At 64.1% G+C, this 25107-nt stretch carries 13 protein-coding genes, 1 tRNA gene and 9 pseudogenes; 12 read left to right on the top strand and 11 right to left on the bottom strand.

Going from position 1 to position 25107, the window contains the following annotated elements; all coding sequences use genetic code 11:
• A pseudogene (locus NW75_RS15350) lies at nucleotides 1-1291 on the bottom strand (DEAD/DEAH box helicase); the annotation flags it as partial.
• A 95-nt stretch (nucleotides 1292-1386) separates the two neighbouring features.
• On the bottom strand, nucleotides 1387-2076 hold the full coding sequence (locus tag NW75_RS15345; RefSeq protein WP_231565238.1) for a hypothetical protein: 690 nt from the start codon (nucleotides 2074-2076) through the stop codon (nucleotides 1387-1389).
• Here NW75_RS15345 and NW75_RS15340 point away from each other — a divergent pair.
• The 4 genes and pseudogenes from NW75_RS15340 to NW75_RS27460 all read left to right on the top strand — a co-directional run bounded on the left by NW75_RS15340 (nucleotide 2017) and on the right by NW75_RS27460 (nucleotide 4800).
• Nucleotides 2017-3405, top strand: coding sequence for an FAD-binding oxidoreductase (locus NW75_RS15340; protein WP_269430342.1), 1389 nt, complete (start codon nucleotides 2017-2019; stop codon nucleotides 3403-3405). The genes NW75_RS15345 and NW75_RS15340 overlap by 60 nt on opposite strands.
• 61 nt (nucleotides 3406-3466) lie before the next feature.
• A pseudogene (locus NW75_RS15335) lies at nucleotides 3467-4236 on the top strand (SapC family protein).
• Nucleotide 4237: 1 nt separating this feature from the next.
• Nucleotides 4238-4705 (top strand): cytochrome b, encoded by a 468-nt coding sequence (locus tag NW75_RS15330; protein ID WP_269430340.1) that lies wholly within the window; start codon nucleotides 4238-4240, stop codon nucleotides 4703-4705.
• On the top strand, nucleotides 4636-4800 hold the full coding sequence (locus NW75_RS27460) for a cytochrome b/b6 domain-containing protein (protein WP_269430341.1): 165 nt from the start codon (nucleotides 4636-4638) through the stop codon (nucleotides 4798-4800). The genes NW75_RS15330 and NW75_RS27460 overlap by 70 nt, the downstream gene beginning before the upstream one ends.
• A 169-nt stretch (nucleotides 4801-4969) precedes the next feature.
• Here the strand turns inward: NW75_RS27460 and NW75_RS15325 are convergent.
• Nucleotides 4970-5819, bottom strand: a pseudogene (locus tag NW75_RS15325) (N-formylglutamate amidohydrolase).
• A 111-nt stretch (nucleotides 5820-5930) separates the two neighbouring features.
• On the opposite strand from NW75_RS15325, the gene cpdR reads away from it, so the two are divergent.
• Both cpdR and NW75_RS15315 read left to right on the top strand, forming a co-directional pair.
• The gene (gene cpdR, locus NW75_RS15320; RefSeq protein ID WP_033966056.1) at nucleotides 5931-6308 is read left to right on the top strand and encodes a cell cycle two-component system response regulator CpdR; all 378 of its coding nucleotides are present in this window, start codon (nucleotides 5931-5933) and stop codon (nucleotides 6306-6308) included.
• Between the two features lie 77 nt (nucleotides 6309-6385).
• Nucleotides 6386-6460: transfer RNA gene (locus NW75_RS15315), tRNA-Val, on the top strand.
• 19 nt (nucleotides 6461-6479) lie between these two features.
• Here the strand turns inward: NW75_RS15315 and NW75_RS15310 are convergent.
• Nucleotides 6480-7487 carry a LacI family DNA-binding transcriptional regulator gene (locus NW75_RS15310; RefSeq protein ID WP_033966054.1) on the bottom strand — a complete coding sequence of 336 codons (1008 nt, stop codon included), beginning with the start codon at nucleotides 7485-7487 and terminating at the stop codon, nucleotides 6480-6482.
• 130 nt (nucleotides 7488-7617) lie between these two features.
• Here NW75_RS15310 and bglX point away from each other — a divergent pair.
• A pseudogene (gene bglX / locus NW75_RS15305) lies at nucleotides 7618-9893 on the top strand (beta-glucosidase BglX).
• Here the strand turns inward: bglX and NW75_RS23920 are convergent.
• Both NW75_RS23920 and NW75_RS28325 read right to left on the bottom strand, forming a co-directional pair.
• A pseudogene (locus NW75_RS23920) lies at nucleotides 9877-10839 on the bottom strand (MFS transporter); the annotation flags it as partial. The pseudogenes bglX and NW75_RS23920 sit on opposite strands and share 17 nt — an antisense overlap.
• 31 nt (nucleotides 10840-10870) lie before the next feature.
• A pseudogene (locus NW75_RS28325) lies at nucleotides 10871-11248 on the bottom strand (MFS transporter); the annotation flags it as partial.
• A gap of 117 nt (nucleotides 11249-11365) precedes the next feature.
• On the opposite strand from NW75_RS28325, the gene NW75_RS15295 reads away from it, so the two are divergent.
• Complete coding sequence (locus NW75_RS15295) at nucleotides 11366-12892, top strand: glucoamylase family protein (RefSeq protein WP_443024486.1); 1527 nt, start codon at nucleotides 11366-11368, stop codon at nucleotides 12890-12892.
• Nucleotides 12829-14343 carry a tryptophan halogenase family protein gene (locus NW75_RS15290; RefSeq protein WP_033966053.1) on the top strand — a complete coding sequence of 505 codons (1515 nt, stop codon included), beginning with the start codon at nucleotides 12829-12831 and terminating at the stop codon, nucleotides 14341-14343. Before NW75_RS15295 ends, NW75_RS15290 begins: the two co-directional genes overlap by 64 nt.
• A 60-nt stretch (nucleotides 14344-14403) precedes the next feature.
• On the opposite strand, the gene NW75_RS25290 is transcribed toward NW75_RS15290, so the two are convergent.
• The 3 genes and pseudogenes from NW75_RS25290 to NW75_RS23060 form a co-directional block, all read right to left on the bottom strand.
• Nucleotides 14404-15117, bottom strand: a complete 714-nt coding sequence (locus NW75_RS25290; protein ID WP_052192441.1) for a hypothetical protein — start codon at nucleotides 15115-15117, stop codon at nucleotides 14404-14406.
• A 95-nt stretch (nucleotides 15118-15212) separates the two neighbouring features.
• A pseudogene (locus tag NW75_RS28320) lies at nucleotides 15213-15833 on the bottom strand (TonB-dependent receptor domain-containing protein); the annotation flags it as partial.
• Nucleotides 15740-17461: a TonB-dependent receptor gene (locus tag NW75_RS23060; RefSeq protein WP_052192440.1), complete on the bottom strand. Its 1722-nt coding sequence runs from the start codon at nucleotides 17459-17461 to the stop codon at nucleotides 15740-15742. The pseudogene NW75_RS28320 and the gene NW75_RS23060, both read right to left, overlap by 94 nt.
• Nucleotides 17462-17714: 253 nt before the next feature.
• Here NW75_RS23060 and NW75_RS26695 point away from each other — a divergent pair.
• Nucleotides 17715-19972 (top strand): annotated as a pseudogene (locus NW75_RS26695) (glycoside hydrolase family 3 N-terminal domain-containing protein).
• Between the two features lie 794 nt (nucleotides 19973-20766).
• Here NW75_RS26695 and NW75_RS15270 read toward each other — a convergent pair.
• Both NW75_RS15270 and NW75_RS15265 read right to left on the bottom strand, forming a co-directional pair.
• Nucleotides 20767-20961, bottom strand: coding sequence for a hypothetical protein (locus NW75_RS15270; protein ID WP_033966052.1), 195 nt, complete (start codon nucleotides 20959-20961; stop codon nucleotides 20767-20769).
• Nucleotides 20958-21236 (bottom strand): hypothetical protein, encoded by a 279-nt coding sequence (locus tag NW75_RS15265; RefSeq protein ID WP_033966050.1) that lies wholly within the window; start codon nucleotides 21234-21236, stop codon nucleotides 20958-20960. Before NW75_RS15265 ends, NW75_RS15270 begins: the two co-directional genes overlap by 4 nt.
• Nucleotides 21237-21980: 744 nt before the next feature.
• Between NW75_RS15265 and NW75_RS23055 the strand changes: the two genes are divergently transcribed.
• Together NW75_RS23055 and NW75_RS15255 are read left to right on the top strand one after the other, a co-directional pair.
• On the top strand, nucleotides 21981-22934 hold the full coding sequence (locus NW75_RS23055; RefSeq protein WP_052192439.1) for a hypothetical protein: 954 nt from the start codon (nucleotides 21981-21983) through the stop codon (nucleotides 22932-22934).
• A 358-nt stretch (nucleotides 22935-23292) separates the two neighbouring features.
• Nucleotides 23293-25088, top strand: a pseudogene (locus NW75_RS15255) (IlvD/Edd family dehydratase).
• Nucleotides 25089-25107: the final 19 nt, after the last annotated feature.

The following is a 25107-nucleotide window of genomic DNA, read 5'->3' as shown; positions in this document are numbered from 1 at the left end:
CGGTGCGGCTCCCGGTCGCGCGCGCGGACGTGGCGGGCGGGCAGGGCGGTCGACCTCGGATGGCGCTTCCTCCGCTTCAACGACGGGCACCGCGACCTTCGCGGCAGCTTGGGACGGCGGCGTGTTTTCGGGGCAGCTTCGCGCGGCGCTTCTGGCGTGTCGTCGGCAGCGGGGGCGGTGCCGGTCTCGTAGCGCTCGATCTTCAGACCGGTCAGTTTTTCGATGTTCTGGATGTTTTCGGCGTCGTCGGGCGTCGCGAAGGTGAAGGCGATGCCGGTCGCGCCCGCGCGGCCGGTACGACCGATGCGGTGGACATAATCGTCGGGGTGCCACGGCGCGTCATAGTTGAAAACGTGGCTGACGCCCTTGATGTCGATGCCGCGTGCCGCGACGTCGGACGCGACGAGGATCTTGATCTCGCCCTTCTTGAAACGATCGAGCTCGGCGATGCGCTGCGCCTGCTCCATATCGCCATGGATCTCACCCGAGGCAAAGCCCGCGCGCTGCAGCGCCTTGTTTAGTTCGCGCACCGTGGTCTTGCGGTTGGAGAAGATGATACCGGTCTGCACGTCTTCCGCCCGCAACAGCGAGATCAGTGTATCGCGCTTCTTGGCGGCGGAAACGTTGACCAGCCACTGCTTGATGTTGACGTTGGCGGTCGCGGGCCGCGCGACCTCGATCGTCTTGGGATTGTCGAGGAACTTGTCGGCCAGCTTCTTGATCGGCGGCGGCATCGTTGCCGAGAACAGCAACGTCTGCCGCGTCTTGGGCAATTTGGTGCAGATTTCCTCGATATCGGGGATGAACCCCATGTCGAGCATCCGGTCGGCCTCGTCGATCACCAGCATCGAACAGCCCGTGAGCAAAATTTTCCCGCGCCCGAACAGATCCATCAAGCGACCCGGTGTCGCGATGAGGACATCGACCCCCTTTTCGAGCGCGGCGGTCTGGTCGCCCATCGACACGCCACCGATCAGCAACGCCATCGAAAGCTTGTGATATTTGCCGTATTTCTCGAAATTCTCGGCGACCTGCGCGGCCAGTTCGCGCGTCGGTTCGAGGATCAGCGAGCGTGGCATCCGCGCGCGCGATCGGCCCTCACCGAGAATATCGATCATCGGCAGCACGAAGCGGCGGTCTTGCCCGTGCCCGTCTGCGCGATGGCGACCAAGTCCTTGCCCATCAGCACAGAGGGGATCGCGCTCGCCTGGATCGGAGTCGGCTCGGTATAGCCGGACTCGTTGACGGCGCGCTGGAGTTCGTCGGAAAGGCCGAGATCGGCAAAAGTCATGCGGTATCCGGAAAAAGCGCCCGGGCGAAGCGCCCGCGAACGGTTGAAAAGCGCTTGCCGATCAGGGGCGAAATGTCAAGGTAAACGCGGACGTTCTACTTGTTCCTGGTGATCAAACGCTTGAAAGTGTCAATTCGGCAGGCGCTGCCCGATCGCGCGCGAATCGAGTCTCGTCCGGCGCAGACCATGCCGTCGGGTGTGGCCTTGAGGTAAAGGCCCGAATAGAAATCGAGCGCCGGGCATTTGTTGTCGAACCGCGCGCGCAATCGCGTATCGTCGATGAGGATCAGATCAACGCTGTCGTCGCCCGAGATAAGCGCACCCTCCACCGCTGCCATAGCCACGCATTTCGGCCCTTTTTTCTCAGTCACGCGGGGTGGTGCGGGTTCCGAACGCCGAGACGCAGGCCCGCCGAGGACGCGTGGAATGCGGATTATGATGCGTTGGTGAATGGTCAACTGGGCCAGCGCAACGCCATCGCTATGCGCCATCGCGGCCGAACTGGTCGACGCGAGCGCAAGGAGCAATGAAGCGGGAAGGGCGAAGTTGGGCATAAAGATAAAGGCCAGCGTTACCGTGAATGGTTGAATGCCGGATGAATTGGCGTCTGACCATGCGGATGGTAGGGCAAAAGAATGATGAATGCCCCATTCCCGCCCGGCAATGCCACCTCCGCCCAGCAAAAGGTCATCCACGCAGCCCAGGCGGTACTGGGGGCAAAGGCGGTGACGACGGACGCGGAGGACATCGCGCCGTGGCTGACCGACTGGCGCGGGCGTTTTCACGGCCGCACTCCCGCGATTTTGTCGCCGGATAGTACCGCGGGCGTCGCCCATATAATGCGCCTCGCCGCGGAATATCGGGTGCCGCTGGTGCCGCAGGGGGGCAACACGTCGATGGTGGGCGGCGCTACGCCCCCTTCCGACGGGTCGGCGCTGATCCTGTCCTTGCGGCGGATGAATCGCATACGGTCGATTGATCCGGCCGCCGGCTTGGCGGTGGTGGAGGCCGGGGTGATTCTGGCGGATCTCCACGCCGCCGCCGCCGCGCATGGCTTGCGCTTTCCGCTCACGCTTGGCGCGCGCGGCAGTGCCACGATTGGCGGATTGGCGTCGACCAATGCCGGGGGCACGCAGGTGCTGCGTTTTGGCACCATGCGCGGGCTGGTTGCCGGGGTCGAGGCGGTGCTGCCGGACGGGCAGATTCTCGACGGGCTGGCTGCGCTCAAGAAGGATAATCGCGGCTACGATCTCGACCATCTGCTGATCGGGGCCGAGGGGACGCTCGGCATCATCACGGCGGTGACCGTGCGCCTTTATCCGGCGGTGCTGCAGCGGGCGGCGGCGTGGGCCGGGGTGCCCGATCCCGAGGCGGCGCTGGCTTTGCTGCGGCGGCTCGAGCGCACAAGCGATTCGATCGAAAGTTTCGAGATCATCCCGGGTGATTCGCTGGCGCTGGTCCTCGACCACATTCCCGGCACACGTGCGCCGTTGACCGGGCAGCATGCGTGGCACGTGCTGATCGAGGCGACAACCGCCAATGCCGTAGCCGAATCGCCCGCCATATTGCTGGAGCGGGAACTGGGTGCCGCGATGGCCGATGGCCTGGTTGCCGATGCGACGATCGCAGCATCGGAAGCGCAAGCGGAAGCGTTCTGGCGCATCCGCGATTCCTTGTCTGCGGCTGAACGGGCCAGCGGACCAGCAGTGCAGCACGATATCTCGGTCCCGGTGGCGACGATGCCGCGTTTCATGGTCGAGGCCGCCGCCGCCGCCGAGGCGCGCTTCCCCGGCACACACGCCACGGCGTTCGGGCATCTGGGCGACGGCAACGTGCATTTCCACGTCCGCGCTCCAATGGGGGCCGACGCAACCCGCTGGTATGGGGAGGATGCGCCGCACGTAACGCGATTCGTCCATGATCTGGTGGTTGCAGCGGGTGGTTCGATTTCGGCCGAACACGGTATCGGACAGATGAAGCGGGCGGAATTGGAGCGTTTGTCCTCGCCCGCGCGCCTGGCGTCGCTGCGCGCGATCAAAGCGGGCCTCGATCCGCAGGGATTGATGAATCCCGGCAAATTGCTCGGCCTTGCAGAAACGCCGCGCGCACCATAGAGCCAGCGGCCATCAGGCATAGCAAGCCGCGTGCTTTATCTTAGTCGATGGAGAATTTCTGATGGCCAGCGCGCCGCAATCCCTTCCGCTGTTCTACAACGCGCTCGAGCCTCTTTCGAGCGAAGCGCACGCTGCCTTCCGTTTTCGCGCCCTGGACCGGGCTACTTTCCTGGTCGGCCAGCACGCCATTCCGATTACGGTGGATGAATTCGTTGCGGCACAGCGGTCGCTGCCGATCGTCTTCACCAGCGGCGACGACGCGATCCCGATCGCGCTGATGGGCCTGAACGAGGGCGTCAACGTGTTCATCGGCGACGATGGCAAGCTGACCGAAGATCAGGTCTATGTGCCCGCGTATGTGCGCCGCTATCCTTTCATGCTGGCGCGGCTGCGCCCCGATGCCGAAGAACTGTCGCTGTGCTTCGACCCGACGGGCGAGACGATCGGCACGTTCGACGAGGGCGAGCCGCTGTTCGCCGACGGTAAGCCGACCGAGATCGTGCAGAATATCCTCGCCTTCAACGAGCAGTTCGAGCAGGCGGCGCGCGCACCGCGAACTTCATGAACGAGCTTCGCGAACTGGACCTGCTGATGGAAGGCGAGGTTACGCTGCAGATCGAAGGCAATGACAAGCCGTTCATCTATCGCGGCTTCCAGATGGTGAACGAGGAAAAGCTCAACGAACTGCGTGGCGACCAACTGCGCAAGATTCAGAAGTCGGGCCTGTTGCCGTTGCTCTACGCGCACCTGTTCTCGCTCTCGACGCTGCCGCAGGTGTTCGACCGTCAGGTCAAATTGGGCAAGGCCCCCGTCCCGCAACTGATCGACTAAGATGACGCGCAGCGCGATCATCGTGCTGGACCATTATACGCGCGGGGCGGTCTGGTTGCACTGGATCGTCGCCGCGCTTGTATTGGTCAATCTGGTGATCGGGCTGTTGCATGACTCGCTGCTGGAAGGGGTGAGAGGGGCGATCCCCTTTCACATGGCGATCGGGCTGTGCGTGCTGGTGCTGACGGTCGCGCGGGTGGCGTGGCGGCTGGTGTATCGCCCGCCGCCGCCGCCCGCGAAATCGGCGGCGTGGGAACGCGCCGTTGCCGGGCTCACCCACGGCGCGTTTTTACCTTTTGCTGTTGGCATTGCCGATCACCGGCTGGATGCTGGTATCGCGCAAGCCGGTCGGCGTCGCGTTTTTCGTGGTTGGGCGTGTTCGACGTACCAGCGCTCCCGATTTCCCGGGCAGCCAGCGGGGCGGCCCATAGCGCGCACGGCCTGCTTGGATATGCAATGGTCGGGCTGATCGTACTCCATGTCTGTGCCGCGCTGCGTCACCATTTCGTGTTGCGCGACGGTACGCTCACGCGGATGATTCCGGCGTTGGCGCGACCGAAATAGGCTCCGCTGATCCGGCCGAAATTTGGCCCTTGAAGCGCGAAAACCTCTTACCTATATCTGTTGCACGCGGCTTCGTGTTCCCCCCTTTCGCGGGGCCGCGCGGCACCCTTTCAGGGTGCCTCCTCCCTGAACCTTGGCCACCGCGTGCTGCATTGCACGCGGTGGTTTTTTATTCGGCCGCAATCGATAGCGGGGTTGCGGCCTCATCGGCCAGCGCGTCGATCATATCCCGCAACATTCGCGCCACCGCCGGAAGCGTATCGCCTGGGCGATCCCCTGCAGGATCGAGATAGAGGCTGCGGTCGAATTCGATTTGGATGGCATGCACCCCGTTTGCGGGCCGTGCGTGGGTATCGAGGATATGGCCCCCCGGCATATGGGGTGTTTAGCGCGGTTTTAACACTGTGTCGGTGCGCCGCGGCCTCGACTGCCGCGATGAAGCGGGTACCGGCACTACGCCCAAACCGATCCCCGATGACCAGTCTTGGTTGGTCCGGTCCGAGCGACGGCATGGAATGGATGTCGAGCAGCACGGCGGTGCCAAAGCGCGCCCGGGCTGCGGCCAGCGCGCATGCCAGCGCGGCGTGATAGGGGCGGTGGTCGTTGCGGATGCGGGCGTTGACGTCATTGGCGTCAAGCCGACGCCGCCATAATTCCCCGGCCCCCGCGACTCGTCGCGGCACGAGCCCCAGCCCGCCGCGCAGCTTGGCAGAGGCGTGTGGCATTGCGGTCCAAGCCGCGCCTTCGTCGATTGCGGGATCGCGTTCCTGCTCGGAACGGTTGAGGTCGATCCAGGCGCGCGCTCGACGCTGCACGAACAGCGCTTCATCGCGGTGCGCGGCCAGCGCCACGGCATCGATATAGCGGTCTTCCAGCACCGTTGCGGCAGCAAGGGGAACCCGCAGCGCCGCCCGTAGCGCAAGTGGATAGTCGCGCCCGGCATGCGGTACCGACAGCACGATCGGGCTGAGCGGCGGATCATCGCCAAAGCGGTCGAAGGCGCATTCCGGAGCGGTCATCTCCTCCCTTTGTAGCACAAGCCACGCAGCGATCCGGCTGGAAAATATTAAGGGCTTTGCGCATAGGAAAGGATGGTAAAGCGCAGCGAGGCTGCGAGGCGGGATTTTGGAATGATACGCATTTTGCTGGCCGAAGATGATCGCGTGATGCGCGAATATCTGACTCGTGCGCTTGAACGGTCCGGCTATGCAGTGGTGGCGGTCGATCGTGGCACAGCGGCGATTCCCTTGCTGGAGACCGAGCATTTCGACCTGCTGCTGACCGATATCGTGATGCCGGAAATGGACGGCATCGAACTTGCGCAGAAGGCGGGGGACATGTTGCCGGATCTGCGGGTGATGTTCATCACCGGCTTTGCCGCAGTGACGCTGAAGGCGGGCAAGACGATGCCGCAGGCACGCGTGCTGTCCAAGCCGTTTCACCTGCGGGATCTTGTGCTCGAGGTCGATCGCATGTTCGAGCATGAACGCGTGAGCGACAATATTTAAATCGTGCAGGAGACGCTTGCGCGACGGCCAAGCCTTCGTTAAAGGCCGCCCCTCGCTAGGCATCGCCACGGCGAAGTGGGCGTGTAGCTCAGTGGTAGAGCACTGTGTTGACATCGCAGGGGTCGCAAGTTCAATCCTTGCCACGCCCACCATTAAAAGGGCCGTCAACTCTCAGAGTTGGCGGCCCTTTTCTGTTTTCGCCAATGTGCTGGCCCGGGCGATGATCTGGGGCACGATGCGCCGGACGTCGGTGTCCGTTTCACCGGCGAGGATCGCGGCAATGCGCGATACCGCCTCCGCACCGATCTCGGCGATCCCGACGCGCATCGTGCTGAGCGCGGGTGTTACGAAACGCGCGAGGGGAATGTCGTCGAATCCCGCCACTGCGATGTCGTCGGGAACCGCCAGTCCGGCGCGTTGAAATGCCACCATCGCACCAATTGCCATCATGTCGTTCGCGGCGAACAAGGCATCGGCGCGTTCCGCATCCGCGATCAATTGCAGTGCCGCCGCCGTGCCCGTTTCCTCTTCGAAATTGCCGGTCAGGATTCGCGGGCTGAGGCCGTGCCGGGCCATTGCCTCGCGGTAGCCGGCGATGCGTTCCTCGGCGTCGCGGTTGCCACGGGGGCCGGACAAATGAACGATCCGTCGTCGCCCGGAAGCGATCAGATGCTCGACCATCGCGTCGGCCCCGGCGGCGTTGTCGATACGGAACTGCGGATGATCCGCCGCTACGTCCGGGCAACTGATGAGAACGGTTGGCAAGCTTGTCGGCAGATGCGTCAGCAGCCGCTCGGGGTCGATATCGGGGGCCATGAGGATCAGCGCGTCGACGCGTCCCCGCATAAACTGCAACGTTTCGGTTCCCCGCCGGTCGCCATGCATGTTGGACAGCAGCAATTGCAGCCCGCGGGCCGATGCCTCGCCGTCCATGCCACGCAGCGCTTCAGAATAGAATTCTCCGTGCAGGTCGGGGAGCATCACGCCGATCGCGTTGGTTTGCGCGAGGCTGAGGCTTCGCGCGCCGGTGTGCGGCACGTAGCCGAGCGCGGCTGCCACGCTCTGGACCCGCTCGCGCAGGTTTGCGCGGACGTTGCCGTGGCCGTTCAGTGCGCGCGACACGGTCGCGATAGAAACGTTCGCTGCGCGGGCGACGTCGCGGATGGTGGCGTGCGCCATAAGGGGAGCAATCTCCAGCCGTTCGTTGGGCCACGCTTGCACCACGAATGGGGGAATTCGGCAAGGCTCTTGCTGTAACCGGTTACATCACTGTACCAAGACCGAAATCGGGAGGATTGAGGTGGATAACATGCAGGTTTCGCGACGTAGCTTGATGCTTGGCGGCGCGGCTGCGCTGGCGTGGCGGGCGTCTCCGGCACAGGCTTTGATCGCGACGCTGGGCGAAGGCGTTCTGCCGACCGCAGTCGAAGCCCTGATCGGCATGATGACGCTGGAAGAGAAGGCCGGACAGCTCACGCTGATGGCCGCGGCCTGGGCCGGGGGAGCCGCCAATCGGCTCAACCCGATCACACCGACCGGTGGGTATGCGTCGCAACTCGCCGACGCCAAGGCGGGCCGCCTAAGCGGCGTGTTCAACGGCAATGGTGCGAAGATGGCGCACGAAATGCAGCGCGCGGCGATGGCCAGCCGGTTGAAAATTCCGCTGATCTTCGCCGCCGACGTGATCCACGGCTTCCGCACCGTCTTCCCGGTACCGCTTGGGGAAGCGTCGAGCTTCGATCCCGCGCTTGCCGAACGCACCGCGCGCGTCGCGGCGGTCGAGGCGTCTGCAGCCGGGATCGACTGGACCTTCGCGCCGATGGTCGACATTGCGCGCGATGCCCGCTGGGGGCGTGGCGTCGAGGGCGCGGGCGAGGATGTGCTGCTCGGGGAGGACATGCGCGCGCGCGGGTGCGCGGTTTCCAAGGCGATGCGCTGACCGCGAACGACGCCGTGGTGGCCTGTGCCAAGCATTTCGCCGCCTATGGCGCGGCCGAGGGCGGGCTGGATTACAATACGGTGGACATTTCGGAGCGCAGTTTGCGGGAGGTCTACTTCCCGCCGTTTCAGGCGGCGCTCGACGCCGGCGCGCTGTCGGTGATGGCGGCGTTCAACGAAGTTGCGGGGGTGCCGGCGACCGCGAATCACTGGCTGATGACCGACGTGTTGCGCGACCAATGGGGCTTTAGCGGGCTGACGGTGTCCGACTATACTGGCGACGAGGAACTGGTCGCGCACGGCTTTGCCGCCGATGCGCGCGACGCGGCGCGGCTGGCGTTCCTCGCCGGGGTCGATATGAGCATGCAAAGCGCGCTTTATCTCAAATATCTGCCCGATCTGGTGACGTCCGGCGCGGTGCCGATGGCGCGGCTCGATCAGGCTGTGCGCCGGGTGTTGCGCGTCAAGGTCGCGCTTGGCCTGTTCGCCGATCCCTTCCGCCGCATCGATCCGCAGCGCGAAGCGGCCCGCATCGGCACTCCTGCGCATCGGTCGGTGGCGCGTGAGTCGGCGCGGCGGTCGATCGTCATGCTCAAGAATGATGGTGCACTGCTGCCGCTGCCACAAAACCGGAAAATCGCGCTGATCGGGCCGTTCGCGGCGGGGCAGCACGACTTGATCGGACCGTGGAACGTCTATGGCTCGGATGCTGAGGCAATCGATCTCGCGACGGGGGTGCGCGCGCTCGCCGGGCGTCAGGCGCAGATCACCGTCACGCAGGGGTGTGGCATCGAAACGCCGCTCGACGGCGGAATCGCAGCGGCGGTGGCGGCCGCGCATGCGGCCGACATCGTCGTGCTCGCGATCGGCGAGGGGCAAGACATGTCCGGCGAAGCACAGGCGCGCACCGAGATCGTGGTGCCCGCCGCACAGCAGGCCCTGGCCGAAGCCGTCGCGGCCACCGGCAAGCCGATTGTCGTTCTGCTCAAGAACGGCCGTGCGCTGGCGCTGGATGGCGCGGTGCTCGCAGCGCCTGCGATCCTGGTGACGTGGTTCCTCGGCTCGGAAGGGGGGGCGGCGATCGCCGAGATTCTGTTCGGCCATGCCAGCCCTTCGGGACGACTTCCGGTGAGCTTCCCGCGCGCGCCCGGTCAGGTGCCCTATTATTATGCGCACAAATCGACCGGGCGGCCCAATCCTGACGGCCCGCTGGCGCCGTTCAAGGCGCATTATCGCGGCATTCCCAATTCGGCCCTGTTTCCGTTCGGGCACGGCCTGACGTACGCGAACGTGGACTATGCCGCACTGGAGATTGACCACGGCGACACGCTGGCCTGGGATGGTACCCTGATGCTTTCGGCGACCGTCACCAACACCGGCAAGGTCGCGGTGGACGAAGTGGTTCAACTCTACATCCACGACATAGCGGCGAGCATCACGCGCCCGGTGCGGCAGCTCAAGGGCTATCGGCGCGTGTCGCTGGCACCGGGCAAGTCGGAGAAGGTCAGCTTCACGCTGCGGCGGTCCGATCTGGCCTTCGTCGGCGAGTCCCTGAAGCCGACGGTCGAGCCAGGCGCGTTCCGGGTCTGGATCGCGCCATCGGCCGAAGCGGAGGGCGTTTCGGGTACCTTCACGCTGGCGGCGTAGCGTCTGTTCGCTGCGCCAGCGTCGCGACAATCCGTCGATGGGTGTCGCGCCGCAGCGGGTTCGACGCCATTGCGCGCGCCGACAGTATACAGCCGATGATCGGGGCTGCGACCATGATCCAACGGATGCCGGTAAGGACGTGCGGTGTTTGCGGCACTTGGGGGGCATAGCCAATGGCGGCATAGGCAAAACCGGTGATCGCGGTCGCGGCACCGATCGAGACCTTCTGCAGGAACGCCGCGACGCCGAACGACAGTGCTTCGACGCGGACACCGCCATGATATTCGCCATATTCCACCGTGTCCGGCAGCATCGCCCAGAAGACGAAGCTGAACGCGGCGAGCGCCGCCTGCATCGTCACCAGGAACAGGTCCGCACGCCACGCCGCACCATCATCGCTCAACGCAAAGGCGATACTGGCTACGGTCGCCAGGGCGACGGCACCGAGCCACAGTGCGCGGCTGCCGATCCGATGTCGCACGACCATCCACAAGGGCACGGTCAGGCCCCCGGCCACACCCATCAGCGCCAGCGCGGTCGTCCCCGCAGACTCGTCGTGGACGATATAGGTGAAGTAATAGAGCACCGAGCGGGTCATCATCGTCGTTGCCACCGCGACGCACATCATCGCGGTGCACAGCGTGACGAACGCGTAATTGGTCGCAAGCGTCCGCAGGCCGTCGCGCAGCGAGGCATGCGGCCTGTCGCGCCGCGGCGAGCCTGCGCGGGCGGGGGTGCCGCGAGCGACATGGAGCAGCACTGGCGTCGCGACCAGCGAGAAGACGGCGGCGGCACTTAGCAGCCCCTTCGTGCTGGTCAGGCTGCCTGACACGGCGAGCGAAATGCGCTCGGTCGCGAGCGACACCACGACGACGGCGACGGTGCCGAAGACCATCCGCAGCCCCGCCGATCGCTGCGCGGTCGCGGCTGTCGCTACTGATCCGCACGCTCCACGCGGCGTAAGGGATGTTCACCAGCGCGTAGAGCGAGCGAAACACGAACTGGGCGACGAGCAATGCCCCGAGAAATAGCGCTCCGTGAAATGGCGGTGCCAGGTACAGCAGTGGGAACGCCAGGCCGAGCGGAACAGCCCCCAGGCCGACCGTCCGGGCATAGCTGCCGCGCCCACGCTCGACCCACATGCCGGTCAGCAGATCGGCCATTCCGTCCCACACCGAACCCAGCATCGCAATCAGGCCCGCAACCTGCGGGGCCAGATGGAGCACGTCGGTATAATAGAAGAACAGGAAGAGGCTCGAACTCTGCCAATACAGATTGCAGGCGAAATCGCCCGAGGCAAAACGCAGTCGTGCGGGCCAGGAAAGCTGTGGCGCGGGAGGAACCGAATCTGCCATTCACGAGGCGATAGCACATCGCCCGGATCGATCCGCATTTCGCTTGACCACCATCTGTAACCGGTTACATCGGGGCCGCGGCTGATGCATCACCCCTGCACAGCATGGAGAGGCCAATTGATCGATCGTCGTTGCTTCAGCGCCACCGCGCTCCTTGCGGTCGGCGGACTTGCGGCAGATCGGGCGGCGGCGCTGGCAGGCCGACGGCCCAAGCGCACGACGGGGGCAACTCCGCTGCCCGCCTTGTTGGACGATCTCGAACACCGCACGTTCCGCTGGTTCTGGGACACTGGCAATCCCGCAAACGGCCTGGTCCCCGATAGTTGGCCCAATCCCGCTTTCTGCAGCATCGCAGCGGTCGGCTTTGCGCTGACAGCCTATCCGATCGGTGTGGCGCGCGGCTGGATCAGCCGGTCCGCCGCACGTGCGCGGACGCTGGCGACGCTGCGCTTCTTTGATCGCGCGCCGCAGGGTCCGGCGGCCGACGGCGTTACCGGTCATCAGGGATTCTTCTACCACTTCCTGCACATGGACAGCGGCCTGCGGTATGGCGATGTCGAGCTGTCGTCGGTGGACAGCACGATGCTGTTCCTCGGCATGCTGTTTGCCGCCGAATATTTCGACCAGGACCATCCCGACGAGCGCGAGATCGGTCGTCTCGCCCGGACGATCTACGCCCGCGCCGACTGGGAGTGGTTCCGTCGTGGCGCGGCGGCGATTTCGATGGGCTGGCATCCCGGCCAGGGTTTCATCGCGCGCAGCTGGGATGGTTATAACGAAGGCATGATGGTCAACCTGCTCGCGCTCGGGTCGCCCACACACCCGGTCGCGGCGAATATCTGGGACGCCTGGTGCGCGCCTTACCCGCAGTGCTGGCGCGGTAGCGGCGACACGCGTCGGCTCGCGTTCGCCCCGATGTTCGGGCATCAGTATAGCCAAATGTGGATCGACTTCCGTGGGATCCGCGACGCCGCGATGCGTGCGGCGGGGCTTGATTATTTCGAGAACAGCCGACGCGAAACCTGGGCGCAGCGCAGCTACGCGATCCGCAATCCGATGGGATGGGACGGTTATTCGCGGGACGTCTGGGGACTGACCGCTTGTGTCGGCCCGGCCGATGTCGAGCATGATTTCAAGGGCACCCAGCGCAGCTTCCGCTCCTATTCGGCGCGCGGGCCGATCGACGAGCCCGATGGCTATGACGACGGCACGATCGCGCGACCGCCGCAATCGGCTCGCTTGCCTTCGCGCCGGAAATCGTGGTTCCCGCAACGCTGGCGATGCATGCGCGCTATGGCCCGTGGCTGTATGGCGACTACGGCTTTTACGACGCCTTCAACCCGAGTTTTCGCTGGAGCGACAAGCCGGTGCAGCTTGGCGTCGTCGACCCGGCGCGCGGTTGGGTTTCGCGCAATTATCTCGGTATCGATCAAGGACCGATCCTTGGCGCGATCGCGAATGCGAAGGAGGATTTCATCTGGCGCACGATGCGACGCTCGGGCCCGATCCGCCTGGGGTTGCAGCGCGCCGGCTTCACTGGCGGATGGCTCGCCGCATAAACCGGCAGGGGAGAGGGCAGCATGGACGCTAACGCGCCGCTACGGACGATCACTATCGTTGGCGGCGGGACTGCGGGGTGGATGAGTGCGGCGCTGCTGTCCCACGTGTTCCGCAGCTACACGATCCGGCTGATCGAATCCGACGAAATCGGGATCATCGGCGTGGGCGAGGCGACAATCCCATCGATCCGTACCTACAATGATCTGGCGGGGATCGACCAGATCGAGATGATGCGCGCAAGCCAGGCGACCTTCAAGCTCGGGATCGACTTCGTCGACTGGCATCGCGGCGCGGATCGCTATTTTCACGGCTTCGGTCGCATCGGCCACGATTTTATGTGGCTGCACCCGCATCAGCTATGGCTGGGCGAGCGCTGCGAGACGAGGGCACCATTCGACGCCTATGCGCTCAATTGCGTCGCGGCGATGCAAAACAAGTTCAGGTATCCCGATCCGCGCAGCCCGGGTTCGCCGCTCGGCGGACTGGACTATGCCTATCATTTCGATGCGTCGCTGTTCGCGCGCTATTTGCGTGGTCGTTCGGAGGCCAATGGCGTCATCCGGATCGAGGGAAAGATCGTGGATGTGACCCGCGATCGCGAAAGCGGCCATGTTGCGCAGCTCGTGCTCGACGATGGCCGTGCGGTCGATGGCGACCTGTTCGTCGATTGTTCGGGTATGCGCGCGCTGCTGATCGGCGATGCGCTCGGCGTCGGCTATGAGGATTGGAACCACTGGCTGCTCAACGATCGTGCGCTGGCGGTCCCATGCGAGCGGGTGGCACCGTTGACGCCTTATACGCGTGTGACGGCACGCGGGGCCGGCTGGCAGTGGCGGATTCCGCTTCAGCACCGCACCGGCAACGGGCATGTCTATTCGAGCGCGCACATCAGCGACGACCAAGCGGCCGCGCTGCTTCTTGCCAATCTTGACGGCAAGCCGCTCGCCGATCCACGCGCCATCCGGTTTCGTCCGGGCAAGCGGCATCGGGCGTGGGAGAAGAACGTCGTCGCCATCGGCCTGTCGGCGGGGTTTCTCGAGCCGCTCGAATCGACCAGCATCCACTTGATCCACACCGGCATCACCAAGCTGCTGGGCCTGTTTCCGCATCGCGGTTTCGCCGCAGCGGACATCGCGGAATATAATCGCCAACACGATTTCGAATTTACCGACGTGCGCGACTTCATCGTGGCACATTACAAGGTGACCGATCGCGAGGACACGCCCTATTGGCGTTATCTGAAGCACATGGCGATCCCGGACAGCCTTGCCGAACGGCTGGCATTATTCGCCTCGTCGGGCCGTTTCTACAAACGCGCCGCAGCCGAGCTGTTTCGGGTCGAAAGCTGGGTCCAGGTTCTGCTGGGGCAGGGGTTTGCGATGGGATGCGACCCCAATGCGGCGATGGTGTCGGCCGAAGTGCGAAGCGACTTTCTCGCCGATGTCGCGGACGTCACCGCTGACGTCGCCGCCGCCATGCCCGATCACGCCGCCTTCATCGCCCGCCATTGCAAGGCACCGCCGATCGCGGCCTGATCCGGTCGCATCGTCACCCCGGGGATATCCTCGGGGTGACAAAGCGTTCCGGATTTCAGGTTAGAATTTATATCGCGCGCCGACCTTGAAGTTGCGCCCCTGGCTCGCGACCGAGCCCGTATCATAGGCCCCGGTCGGTCCTGCCCCGCCGACGTTCTGGAACCCGCCGCCCCACATCGAATAGTTGCGGTTGACGAAGTCGAAGGCGTTGAGCGCCTGGAAATAGACCGTCAGCTCGTGGCCATGCGCGTACTGCATCTTGAACGTCTTGGCGATGTTGAAGTCGACGTTCTTATATCCGATTCCGCCGGGCCGGTAGATGCCGAAGTTGGTCGTGTAGCAGCCGCCGCCGCCGGGGGCGGTGGTGGGGATATTGCACAGCACGCCGCCGTAAGAGGGCCCCGACGACAGCGTGACGAAGGTGGTGGCGCGGATGTCGAGCGGCAGCTTGACCGTGCCGGTAGCGACAAAGCGCCAGCGTTCCAGACCGCTCGAATCACCATAGCCCTGCGCCCCGATAGTCGGTGCGTCGAAGTTGAACGGATCGCCGATCGAGGCACCGTTGCGGGTATCGTTCGAGCGCGAGCTCGAGATGGTCAGCGTCGTGCTGAAGCCCCAGCCGGAGCGCTCGGTATAGGGCTTGTCGGCTTGCAGATAGACTGCGGCATAATGGGCCTTGCCGTCGCTGTTGCCGATGAAGATGCTACCATAACCGGGCAGCGGCGCGGTGTTGATCGCAGCCGTGCCGTAGAAAATCCCGGCCGCATAGGGCACGCCGTTATAGACATAGACCGGATTGCCACCCGGGCTGTAGCTGCGTCCGGATTGCGGTTGCCGATCAGCTCCTGATAGATGTTGTGCGACTTGATATAGGCGAAGGTGACCGACGTGTTGATCACCCCAAGGCGTTTCTTGACCGCGAAGTTGACCTGATCCGAATAAGGCATCTTGGTCCGGTTGTTGAGCAGGTGCACCTCGCCGCCTTGCGCCGCGGCGAGCGCGCGCAGTTGGTCGACATTGGTCGGAATCGTCGTCACGCAGCGTGGCGTGCCCAACGTGCAATTGGGGGGCGTGTTGATGGTGACGACCGATTCGTACTGGTCCTTGATCGTCTCGATCGCAGAGTCGATGAACAGCGAGCGGTCATAATAGCGCCCGCCACCCAGGACGAAGACGAGATCGCGGTCGCCCTTCACGTCATAGGAAATGCCAAGGCGCGGCTGGAACGCGCCGAGGAAGGGCTTCCGGTTGTGGCCCGTCGAAATATAGTCGTCGGGGTTGATGCCAGCCGCCTTCCAGCCGGGATAGGCCCGCAACGCGGCCGCAATGCCCGCAGGTGTCACGAAGTCGTTGTTTACCGCATTGGATTCATAGTCCCAACGCAAGCCGGCGCTGATCAACCAATGGTCGTTGGGCCGCCAATCGTCCTGTACGAATCCGCCGATTTCGGTGTTGTTCGCCGTAACCGGGCTGACGACGGCGGTGTTGATGGTCGCGGCATAGGGGGCCTTCGTACTCGCCGAGCCCAGGCCGAAGAACGAATTGGCGTCGTAGAAGAAGGTGCCCGAGCGTTATTGTCCTCAAGCCGCTGCAGCTTGGTGAAGTTGAGCTTGATACCGGCCTTCACGGTGTGCGGGCCGCCGAAGAAGGTGACGTTGTCCTTGAACAGCGTCTGATACTGGTGATCGTCCTGGGCGAAGTTGGTCCCGCCCAGAATGAGCACGCGGGAATCGCCGACGTTGGGCGTGGTCGCACCGCCATTGAAGGTCACGACGGAGGACGGGCCCGTGACATTGGGGATGGCACCGTTCGCGGCAGCATCGCGCGCAAAGATGAATTCGTTCAGCCAGCCCTCGCCCCGGTGATTCCAGGTGAGCTGATAGCGGCGTTCATTGTTGCGATTGTTGGTCGATGCCTCGACCGTCGTCGCGCCACCGTTGATCTGGAGATTCGACTCGTCACGAATGAACGCGCTGACGTTGATCGTGTCTTGCGGCGTTGCGTAGAAGGTCAGCTTGCCGAAATACAGCTTCTCGTCGAACGTCGCCGGGAAGCTTCCATTATATTGCGACCTTGCGCTTTGGGCGTACGTCTGCGCCGCCGGGGCCAGCGCCGCCAGATTGCCGCTATAGACATTGATGTCGTTGGCACCGAATGTCTTCTTCGTGCCTTCGAAATCGACGAAGAAGGTCAGCTTGTCCTTGATGATCGGACCACCAAGGTCGGCCCCGTAATATTTCGTGTCGAAATTGGGCTTCGGTTTGTACGGCGCGGTGGCGTTGTTGAGATGGCCGGGGCGGTCATCGTAATTTTGGCTGATGAAGGCCTTGGGCTGCCACTCGCCGAAGATCTCGCCGTGGAAGCTGTTGCCGCCGGTCTTGGTGACCGACGAGATCACGGCGGAGCCCGCCTGCTCGAACTCGGCCTTGAAGTTCTGCGTCTGGACGTCGAACTGGTCGACTGCGGAGGCGGGGAAGGGGTTGCCCGAGGATAGGTTCTGCCCGACCGTGCCACCGTGGTTCACCAGATTCTTGATGCTGATGCCGTCGATGAAGGTGTTGGTGTTATCCGAATTGATGCCGCCCGCCTGGACCTGGCGCGCCTTGCCGCCCAGCGTCGGCGGGGAGACGGTGACGCCCGGGGCGAGCGCTGCGAAATTCAGAAAGTTGCGATCGCCGTTCGGCAGATTTTCGAGCTGGAACCGCGAGATGTTGGTGCTGACGGTCGCTGTCCGGACGTCGCGCGCGCGCGATCCGACCACGACGATGTCCTTGCCGGGAGCCGCTGCGTCGTCCGCAGGTGCCAGCAGATCGGCGGTGACGGCCTGACCCAACGGCACCACTACCTCGGCCGATCGGCCGCCGGAGGAAACGCGGTAGGTGCTTGGCGGCAAGCCGACGAGGACGTAATTGCCGTTGGCGTCGACCTTGGTCGTGTCCTGATGGCCGGTATTTACGTCGGTCAGCGTCACCGTCGTGCCGGCGGCGGCACCATCGATATGTCCCTGGACCGTCGAGGTGGTCTGCGCGGCGGCGGGCGCGGCCAAAATGAGCGTCCCGGTGCCCAGAACGGTGGTTGCCAGCGCCGCACGCAGGCTCGCCTTCATCAGCTTGTTCATTTCATCTCCCCTAATCGGCGCGGTGCCGCCCTGTTATTTTTGTCTGTCCGTCTTCAAATCGAATCGCCGCGCTGCTCGCCCGAGCACCGCGGTACGGTGGTGAATTATGCGGCCGATAAACCTGGCCGATGCGCCAAGAAACCGGTTCCAACACTTGCGTTGTAACCGGTTTCTTGTGCATCCGCCAAGTGAAATTTATCGTGCTGCGACAGCCCAAACCGATTCGGGCGCGCAGATCGGCGAGGGAAAGCGTGTGACTGGAACTGTTTCTCGGCGGGCGCTGCTGAAAGGGGGATCCGCCGCGGCGATCGCCGCCGCCCTGGCACCGGCGCACGCGCGCATCCGGTACTTCGATAGCAGGATCGAGCGATTGATCGCGGCGATGAGCTCGAGGAGAAGGCCGGGCAACTCAGCATCTTCAGCGACCCCGCGCGGACCGACGGGCCACCGCTAAATCCTGGACTGGTCACGCAGAGCATGGCCGCGCTGCAGCGGGACATCGCCGCCGGGCGGATGACCGGGCTATACAACGGCATCGGCGTCGCCGACGGACGCGCGCTGCAGCGCGTCGCCATCGAGCAGTCGCCGCATGGGATTCCACTGATCTTCGCCGGAGACGTGATTCACGGCATGAAGACGACCTTCCCCCGTGCCGTTGGGCGAAGCGGCGAGCTTCGATCCTGAGCTTGCGCGGCGCACGCGCGTGCGGCGGCGGTAGAGGCGAGCGCCAAGGGTATTCAGTGGGTCTTCGCGCCGATGGTCGACGTCGCGCGCGATCAGCGCTGGGGCCGCGTCGTCGAAGGCGCGGGCGAGGACACCTGGCTCGGTCGACAGTTCGCCGCCGCGCGCGTCCGTGGTTTTCAGGGAGAAGATCTGACAGCGGATGATTCGGTGCTGGCCTGTCCGAAGCATTTCGCGGGCTATGGCGCTGTGCTGGGCGGTATGGAGTATAACACCGCCGACATCCCCGATACGACATTGCGCGAGACGCATCTGCCGCCGTTCAAGGCCGCGTTTGACGCCGGCGCGCTGTCGACCATGGCGAGCTTCAACGATATCGCGGGCGTGCCGTCGACCGGAAACCGCTACTTGCTCACCGACATTCTGCGGGGCGAATGGGGATTCAAGGGCCTGGTCGTGTCGGATTATACCGCCGACGAAGAGATGATCCTCCACGGCTTTGCCGCCGACGGGTCCGATGCGGTGGTCAAAGCGCTGAACGCGGGGTGCGACATCTCGATGCAGAGCGGCTTGTACAACAAGCACCTGCCCGCGCTGGTGCGGGCGGGCCGGATCTCGATGGCGACGGTCGATACCGCGGTGCGGCGCGTGCTCTCCGTCAAGCAGGCGCTGGGGCTGTTCGACAACCCGTATCGCTCGCTCGATCTGGCGCGCGAGCGGCGCGACGTGCGCTTGCCACAGGCGGTTGCGCTGGCGCGTGAGGCCGCGCGCAAGTCGATCGTGCTGCTCAAGAACGACGGCGACCTGCTCCCGCTCGCGCGATCTGCGCGGATCGCGCTGATCGGGCCGTGCGTGTCGGACCGCGGCGACATGCCCGGGCCATGGGCGAGCTTTCCCGATTTCGAGAGTTGCGTCACGCCCGAGCAGGGTTTCCGCGCCGCGATGGGGCACGATGCACCGCTGAAGGTCGAACGCGGCTCCGACTATGAAGTGCCGCTTGCCGGCGGGATCGAACGGGCGGTGGCGGCGGCAAAGGCATCGGACGTCGTCGTGCTGGTGATCGGCGAAAGCGCACGCATGTCGGGCGAGGCGCAGGCGCGGGTCGAAATCACGGTTCCGGAGGCGCAGCTGCGGCTTGCCGAGGCGATCGCCGCGACCGGCAAGCCGGTCGTCGTGCTGCTGCGCCACGGACGTGCGCTCGCACTGACGGGCGCAGTGCGCGCGGCACCGGCGATCCTCGCGACATGGTTCCTTGGATCGGAAACGGGCAATGCGATGGCGGATGTCGTGTTTGGCGATCACGCACCGCAGGGCCGTCTGCCGGTCAGTTTCCCGCAAGCGTCGGGGCAGGAGCCGTTCTTCTATGACCATCGCGCGACCGGCCGTCCGCAACTGGGCGCGGCACCGGAATGGAAAGCGCGCTACCGGGAGGTGACGAACGAAGCGCTCTATCCGTTCGGGCACGGGCTCGGCTATTCGACCGTGCGCTATTCGCCAACCGAGGTGAGCGTTACGAGACTGACGGGCGACGCCGCGACCACAGTGTCGGCGACGGTCACGAACACTGGCCACCAGCGGATGCGTGAAGTCGCGCAATTATACATTCACCAGAAAGTCGCGAGCCTCACGCAGCCGGTGCGAGCTTTGAAAGGCATCGCGCATATCGATCTCGATCCGGGGCAGAGCGTGCGCGTTGCATTCCCCCTGTCGCGCGCCGATCTGGCGTTCGTCCATCCCGATCGGCGCAGCTTCGCCGAAGCCGGCGCATTTGATGTCTGGGTAGCGCCGTCGTCGGTTGGCGGCGTGCCCGCGACGGTCATGCTCGGATAAGCCCGGTGCTCGCCCCGGAATGCGAAGCTGCGCGTTCGACTTCGAAGAGGGTGCCAATAGCCAATCCCGTGGCAGGTTGATGCGCCTGAAAAGGCGCTCTTCGGCGAGGCGGCGGCCTCCGCGCAGAGGCCTCGTTTTACGCACTTTCTACGCAAATTCCTTTCAATCGATATCGAGCTTTTATGCCGCCCAAAGCTATCTCGACGTTCGCATGATCGTCCAACCCATGATCGCGGATCAGCGTTCTGGGCGCGGCGCGCTACAGGTGCGTGTCGCGCGCCAGCGGCCTTCCGCGATATTGGATCTTGCGAGCGTTTAGCGTGAGGAAGCATAGCATGACATCGCCAAACGACCCGGAGCCCGATCAAAGAGGCCCGGTCATAAGAGTGGGACAGGATAGCGCTGGCCATTGGCTGGTGCAGGATGATGGCGGCAAGCTTGAGGGCCGCTTCGTTTCCCGCGCGGCCGCTATGGGATTCGCGCGCAGCGAGGTGCATGCCTTCCCCGGTGCAAGGATCTTGGTTGCGACCGCCCCTCTAGTCCCCACGATCTCTTTCGCACCGGTGCAGCCCTGGGAAACCGCGCAACATTTCCACAGGGCCGCCTGATGGCAGTTCGGCGCGATACACCGGGCCGAGCCGACAAGGTGCGCACGAAAATCCGAAGCGGCGACCATCCACCGAGCTCTTTTCGCGGCAGGGTAGGCACATTGCCGTGCGGTGCCGGTGCCGTGCAGACCGGACAAAGGCTCGCCCCGCATAGGACGAGCCAAAACGGGCGGGGGGGATGTCCGGTCATGATCGGTCGCGATAGAGCGGCAGCGCCAGGCTGCGTCGCGTGATGGCGAGATAGGCCATGGTGGTGGCCATGCCCACGCGCGACATGTCCGTTTCCAGCGCAGCGACCAGCAAAGCGTCGGCTGCTGCGGCTGGCAACATGGCGCAACCCGGTTCAGCACCGCCGACCTTGCCATGGGGATGCACCTTCATTCTTTGTCTCGCGCATCGTCGCCGTGCACGTTGCGGCGCGCGCGGGGATCGGAAACCGGCTCGAATAGCCAGCGACCCTCCAGCGCGAGGGCCGCGCCGACACAGCCCGAGCAGACGGCGATAAGCGCCATACACAAGTCGAACCCGCTTGGTTGCGCATCGGGACTGCCCCGATCGGCCGACAAGGCGGAAAGGCACAGCGCCGCCAGCAGAAGGAAACCAACGCCGCTCAACCGCACCTTGAGGTCGAAATCCCGCATCGAACGCTGTCGCATTGCCTCACCTGTTCGAGGGCGACACTGCCCGCGACGGCGTAAAAATTCCCGGTGAATCGCGCGCTGTCGCGTAATGCGTCCGTAAAAGGCGCTGCCCTCGCCGGGGCCGGTGCCGACACCGGCGCGCTTCACGCGCGGTGTGGTGCCAAGAGCATCGCACACGCACCAAGGCGGTGCCCGGCGGTCAGGGCCGCATGGGCGATAAATGGACGATGTGCAGAATCTCTTTGTCCGACAATATCTTCCTGTACGCGAAAGACTGTGCGAACTGAGCCGTCAGATAACATGAATGATAATGTCTGTGAAAAATATCACAAAATCTAAACGCAGCCATTAGGATATAATATTTTCAACGTTGACCGATATTTGATTGTTTGATACTCTATTTTATCAATACAGTGTTCCGATATGGTAAAAGCGTATCCGTCAGAATAGATTCTGGGGAGATGGTGACATGTCTACAATCGCTTTTAAGAAATATCGTATATTTTCAACGTTGGCGGTAGCGACGATTTCGATTGGTATCGTCGCAACTGACGCCTCTCGAATACATGCAAGGCCCGCTCAACCTGCACAAATCATTCCGCCGCCGCCCGTTTCGACGGACGCCGTTTCATGGCAGCAATTCGTTCTCGCGGTCAGTCCGTCTGGAACAGTGGGCAAGGTTACTTACGAAACATTTGCGTCCGATCAGGCATTTACGTCGCGAACCCCTGTTCTTCGACCCCTAAGAAGGGCTGCAACGTGCCGACCTGGCCGAGCGCGAGTTCCAGCAAGGGCAGCAAGCTCTTGCAGCGCAGCCTGCTCGGGCGGGCCCATATGCGCGCCGCGATGGCGACGCGCGGCACGGGCCATTTCGCCGTCCAAGTGATTGGACCGGCACAGGGCTGCGGCACGCCGTCGGGGCTCGCAGGGGCGGCTGCGGGCTCGGGGTTTCCCAAGGGGGGCTGCGTCGGCGAAGAGGTGCGGCGTGATCGCGCGACCTTCAACTATCTCGTCGCGAATGGCCTGTGGTCGTCGGCGGGGATAAGCACATATTACGGCACCAAGCAGCCGGTTTCGGTGCCGTGGAATGCGCTGGAAGTGAAGGCGGACTGGATTCCGGTCAGCACGCTGGCCACCTGGTTGGGGCAGCCAACCAGCTTCATCACCAGCAATTTCTATACTTCATCCGCAAGCGTCGGCTCAGGCTCAGCGACGACCTATGCAATGACGAGCATGCATATCTCGGTAAAGACACCAGGCTTTCCTGACTGGATATGGGCTGATTTCGAAAATGCGTATACGCCGGGCCGTTGCGACCAGACGGGATGCAACGATTCCTTCGGTGCCGCGACCCCATCGGTGCCCGCCAATGCGAAGGCGTGGGGCCAATATGGTGCATGCCCCAAATCTTCGGCGGCAACCGCTTTGCTCAGCCAGGCAAATGTGGCCCCTATCTTCAACAATTACTGCCTGACGGGATCGCAGAGCACGTTCGGGACCTCGACCAACCCGATCCTGCTCGGCAGCCCGATCATCGAGCCGCTCAACGCGAATGTCCCGATGGCGAAATCGTCGTGCATTTCGTGCCATGCTGGCGCTTCGTTCAATGCGTCCGGCGGCCCGGCCAACGTCGGGGAGCCGATCGGGCCTCATGGGCCGCCCCCGGGCTATACCGGGTATGATTTCATGTGGGGGCTGCTTTTCGCCCAATAAGCGCATGGGCCTTGTACGGCGCACCCGCAGGATCGTTCGTCACGCGCGTCGAGCGATCTTGCGGGTTGGGGCTTCCCGCACTCGATCGTCACTCCGGATCCCGGCAAGGGGAGAGGGTAAGCCTTTCGCGCTGGCGAGCGGATACTATCACAGTGGCGACGTTGCTTCTTGTCAACGCCACCCTGACCGCCCGCCAGCGCGACGCGTTGGCGGGCGTTTGCTGTCCGATGCAAGCTGACCCGCCTTCCTAAAGAGGGTGCCGGAGCCATCTGCGGTTCGACTTTGGTCGCGTGCGCATTGATCTTATAATTGTCTGAGTATATCCGGGAACAAAGTCGTCCAGACGCGGAGTATCTCAATGACCGGTTCCCCCCCCTTCAAGCTCCGCAGTCGCGCATGGTTCGACAACCCCGATAACATCGACATGACCGCGCTGTATCTGGAGCGGTATCTCAATTTCGGGTTGAGCCTGGAGGAACTGCGTTCGGGCAAGCCGATCATCGGCATCGCGCAGACGGGCTCCGATCTCAGCCCGTGCAACCGTCACCATCTCGTCCTGGCCGAGCGCGTGCGCGAGGGCATTCGCGAGGCGGGCGGCATCGTGCTCGAATTCCCGGTCCATCCGATCCAGGAGACCGGCAAACGGCCGACCGCCGGGCTGGACCGCAACCTTGCCTATCTCAGCCTGGTCGAGACGATCTATGGTTATCCGCTCGACGGCGTTGTGCTGACGATCGGGTGCGACAAGACCACGCCTGCCTGCCTGATGGCGGCGGCGACCGTGAACATCCCGGCGATCGCGCTGTCGGTCGGGCCGATGCTCAATGGCTGGCACAAGGGCGAGCGCACCGGCTCGGGCACGATCGTGTGGAAGCGCGCGAGTTGCTCGCGGCGGGCGAGATTGACGATGCCGAATTCATCCGCCTCGTTGCTTCGTCGGCACCGTCGACCGGCTATTGCAACACGATGGGCACCGCGACGACGATGAACAGCCTGGCCGAGGCGCTGGGCATGTCGCTCCCTGGATCGGCGGCGATCCCCGCACCGTATCGCGACCGGCAGGAATGCGCCTATTACACCGGCAAGCGCATCGTCGAGATGGTGGCGGAGGACCTCAAGCCCTCCGACATCCTGACCAAGGACGCCTTTCTCAATGCGATCGCGGTCAATTCTGCGATCGGCGGATCGACCAACGCGCCGATCCATCTCACCGCGATTGCGCGGCATATCGGCGTCGACGTCCCGCTCAAGACCTGGGAAGAGCATGGCCTCAACGTGCCGCTATTGGTCAATTTGCAGCCAGCGGGCGAATATCTGGGCGAGGATTATTATCGTGCGGGTGGCGTCCCCGCCGTGGTCGCGCAGTTGATCCAGCACGGCCTGATTGCCGAGGGCGCGATGACCGTGAACGGCAAGACGATCGGCGATAATTGCCGCAGCGCGGTGATCGAGAATGAGGATGTGATCCGCCCGTTCGACACGCCCTTGATGACGTCGGCGGGGTTCGTGGTGCTGTCCGGCAATCTGTTCGACAGCGCGATCATGAAGACCAGCGTGATTTCGCCCGAGTTCCGCGAACGCTATTTGTCCAACCCCAACGATCCCGAGGCGTTCGAAGGGCCGGTGGTCGTGTTCGATGGTCCCGAGGATTATCACGCCCGCATCGACCAAATTTCGACCGGCATCACGCCCGCGACGCTGCTGGTCATGCGCGGCGCGGGGCCGGTCGGCTATCCGGGCGCGGCGGAAGTGGTGAACATGCGCCCGCCGGCGCATCTGATCCTCGATGGCATTCATTCGCTGCCGTGCATCGGCGACGGCCGCCAGTCGGGCACCAGCGGCAGCCCGTCGATCCTCAACGCCTCGCCCGAAGCGGCGGTCGGCGGCACGCTGGCGCTGCTGCGCGATGGCGACCGCGTGCGGATCGACTTGACGCGCGGCACGGCCGATCTGCTGATCGATGACGCGGAGTTGGAGGAACGCCGCGCGGCGTTCGCGGCGGCGGGTGGCTATCGCTACCCGGCCTCGCAGACGCCGTGGCAGGAGATCCAGCGCGCCGTGGTCGGCCAGCTCGGTTCGGGCGCGATCCTGGAGGGTGCGGAGGCGTATCAGCGCATCGCGCAGACGCGCGGCCTGCCGCGCGATAACCATTGATCGGAAACCCCAGCGCTCC

The organism is Sphingomonas sp. Ant H11 (genome assembly GCF_000797515.1).
Taxonomy (GTDB): domain Bacteria; phylum Pseudomonadota; class Alphaproteobacteria; order Sphingomonadales; family Sphingomonadaceae; genus Sphingomonas.
This window is presented reverse-complemented; position numbering and strand designations above follow the sequence as displayed.

Excerpts from the sequence above, each read along its gene's own strand:
- NW75_RS15330 (WP_269430340.1), top strand. The coding sequence starts at position 4,238 with ATGACGCGCAGCGCGATCATCGTGCTGGACCATTATACGCGCGGGGCG.
- cpdR (WP_033966056.1), top strand. The coding sequence starts at position 5,931 with ATGATACGCATTTTGCTGGCCGAAGATGATCGCGTGATGCGCGAATAT.
- NW75_RS15310 (WP_033966054.1), bottom strand. The coding sequence starts at position 7,487 with ATGGCGCACGCCACCATCCGCGACGTCGCCCGCGCAGCGAACGTTTCT.
- NW75_RS15290 (WP_033966053.1), top strand. The coding sequence starts at position 12,829 with ATGGACGCTAACGCGCCGCTACGGACGATCACTATCGTTGGCGGCGGG.
- NW75_RS23060 (WP_052192440.1), bottom strand. The coding sequence starts at position 17,461 with ATGAACAAGCTGATGAAGGCGAGCCTGCGTGCGGCGCTGGCAACCACC.
- NW75_RS15270 (WP_033966052.1), bottom strand. The coding sequence starts at position 20,961 with ATGAAGGTGCATCCCCATGGCAAGGTCGGCGGTGCTGAACCGGGTTGC.
- NW75_RS15265 (WP_033966050.1), bottom strand. The coding sequence starts at position 21,236 with ATGCGACAGCGTTCGATGCGGGATTTCGACCTCAAGGTGCGGTTGAGC.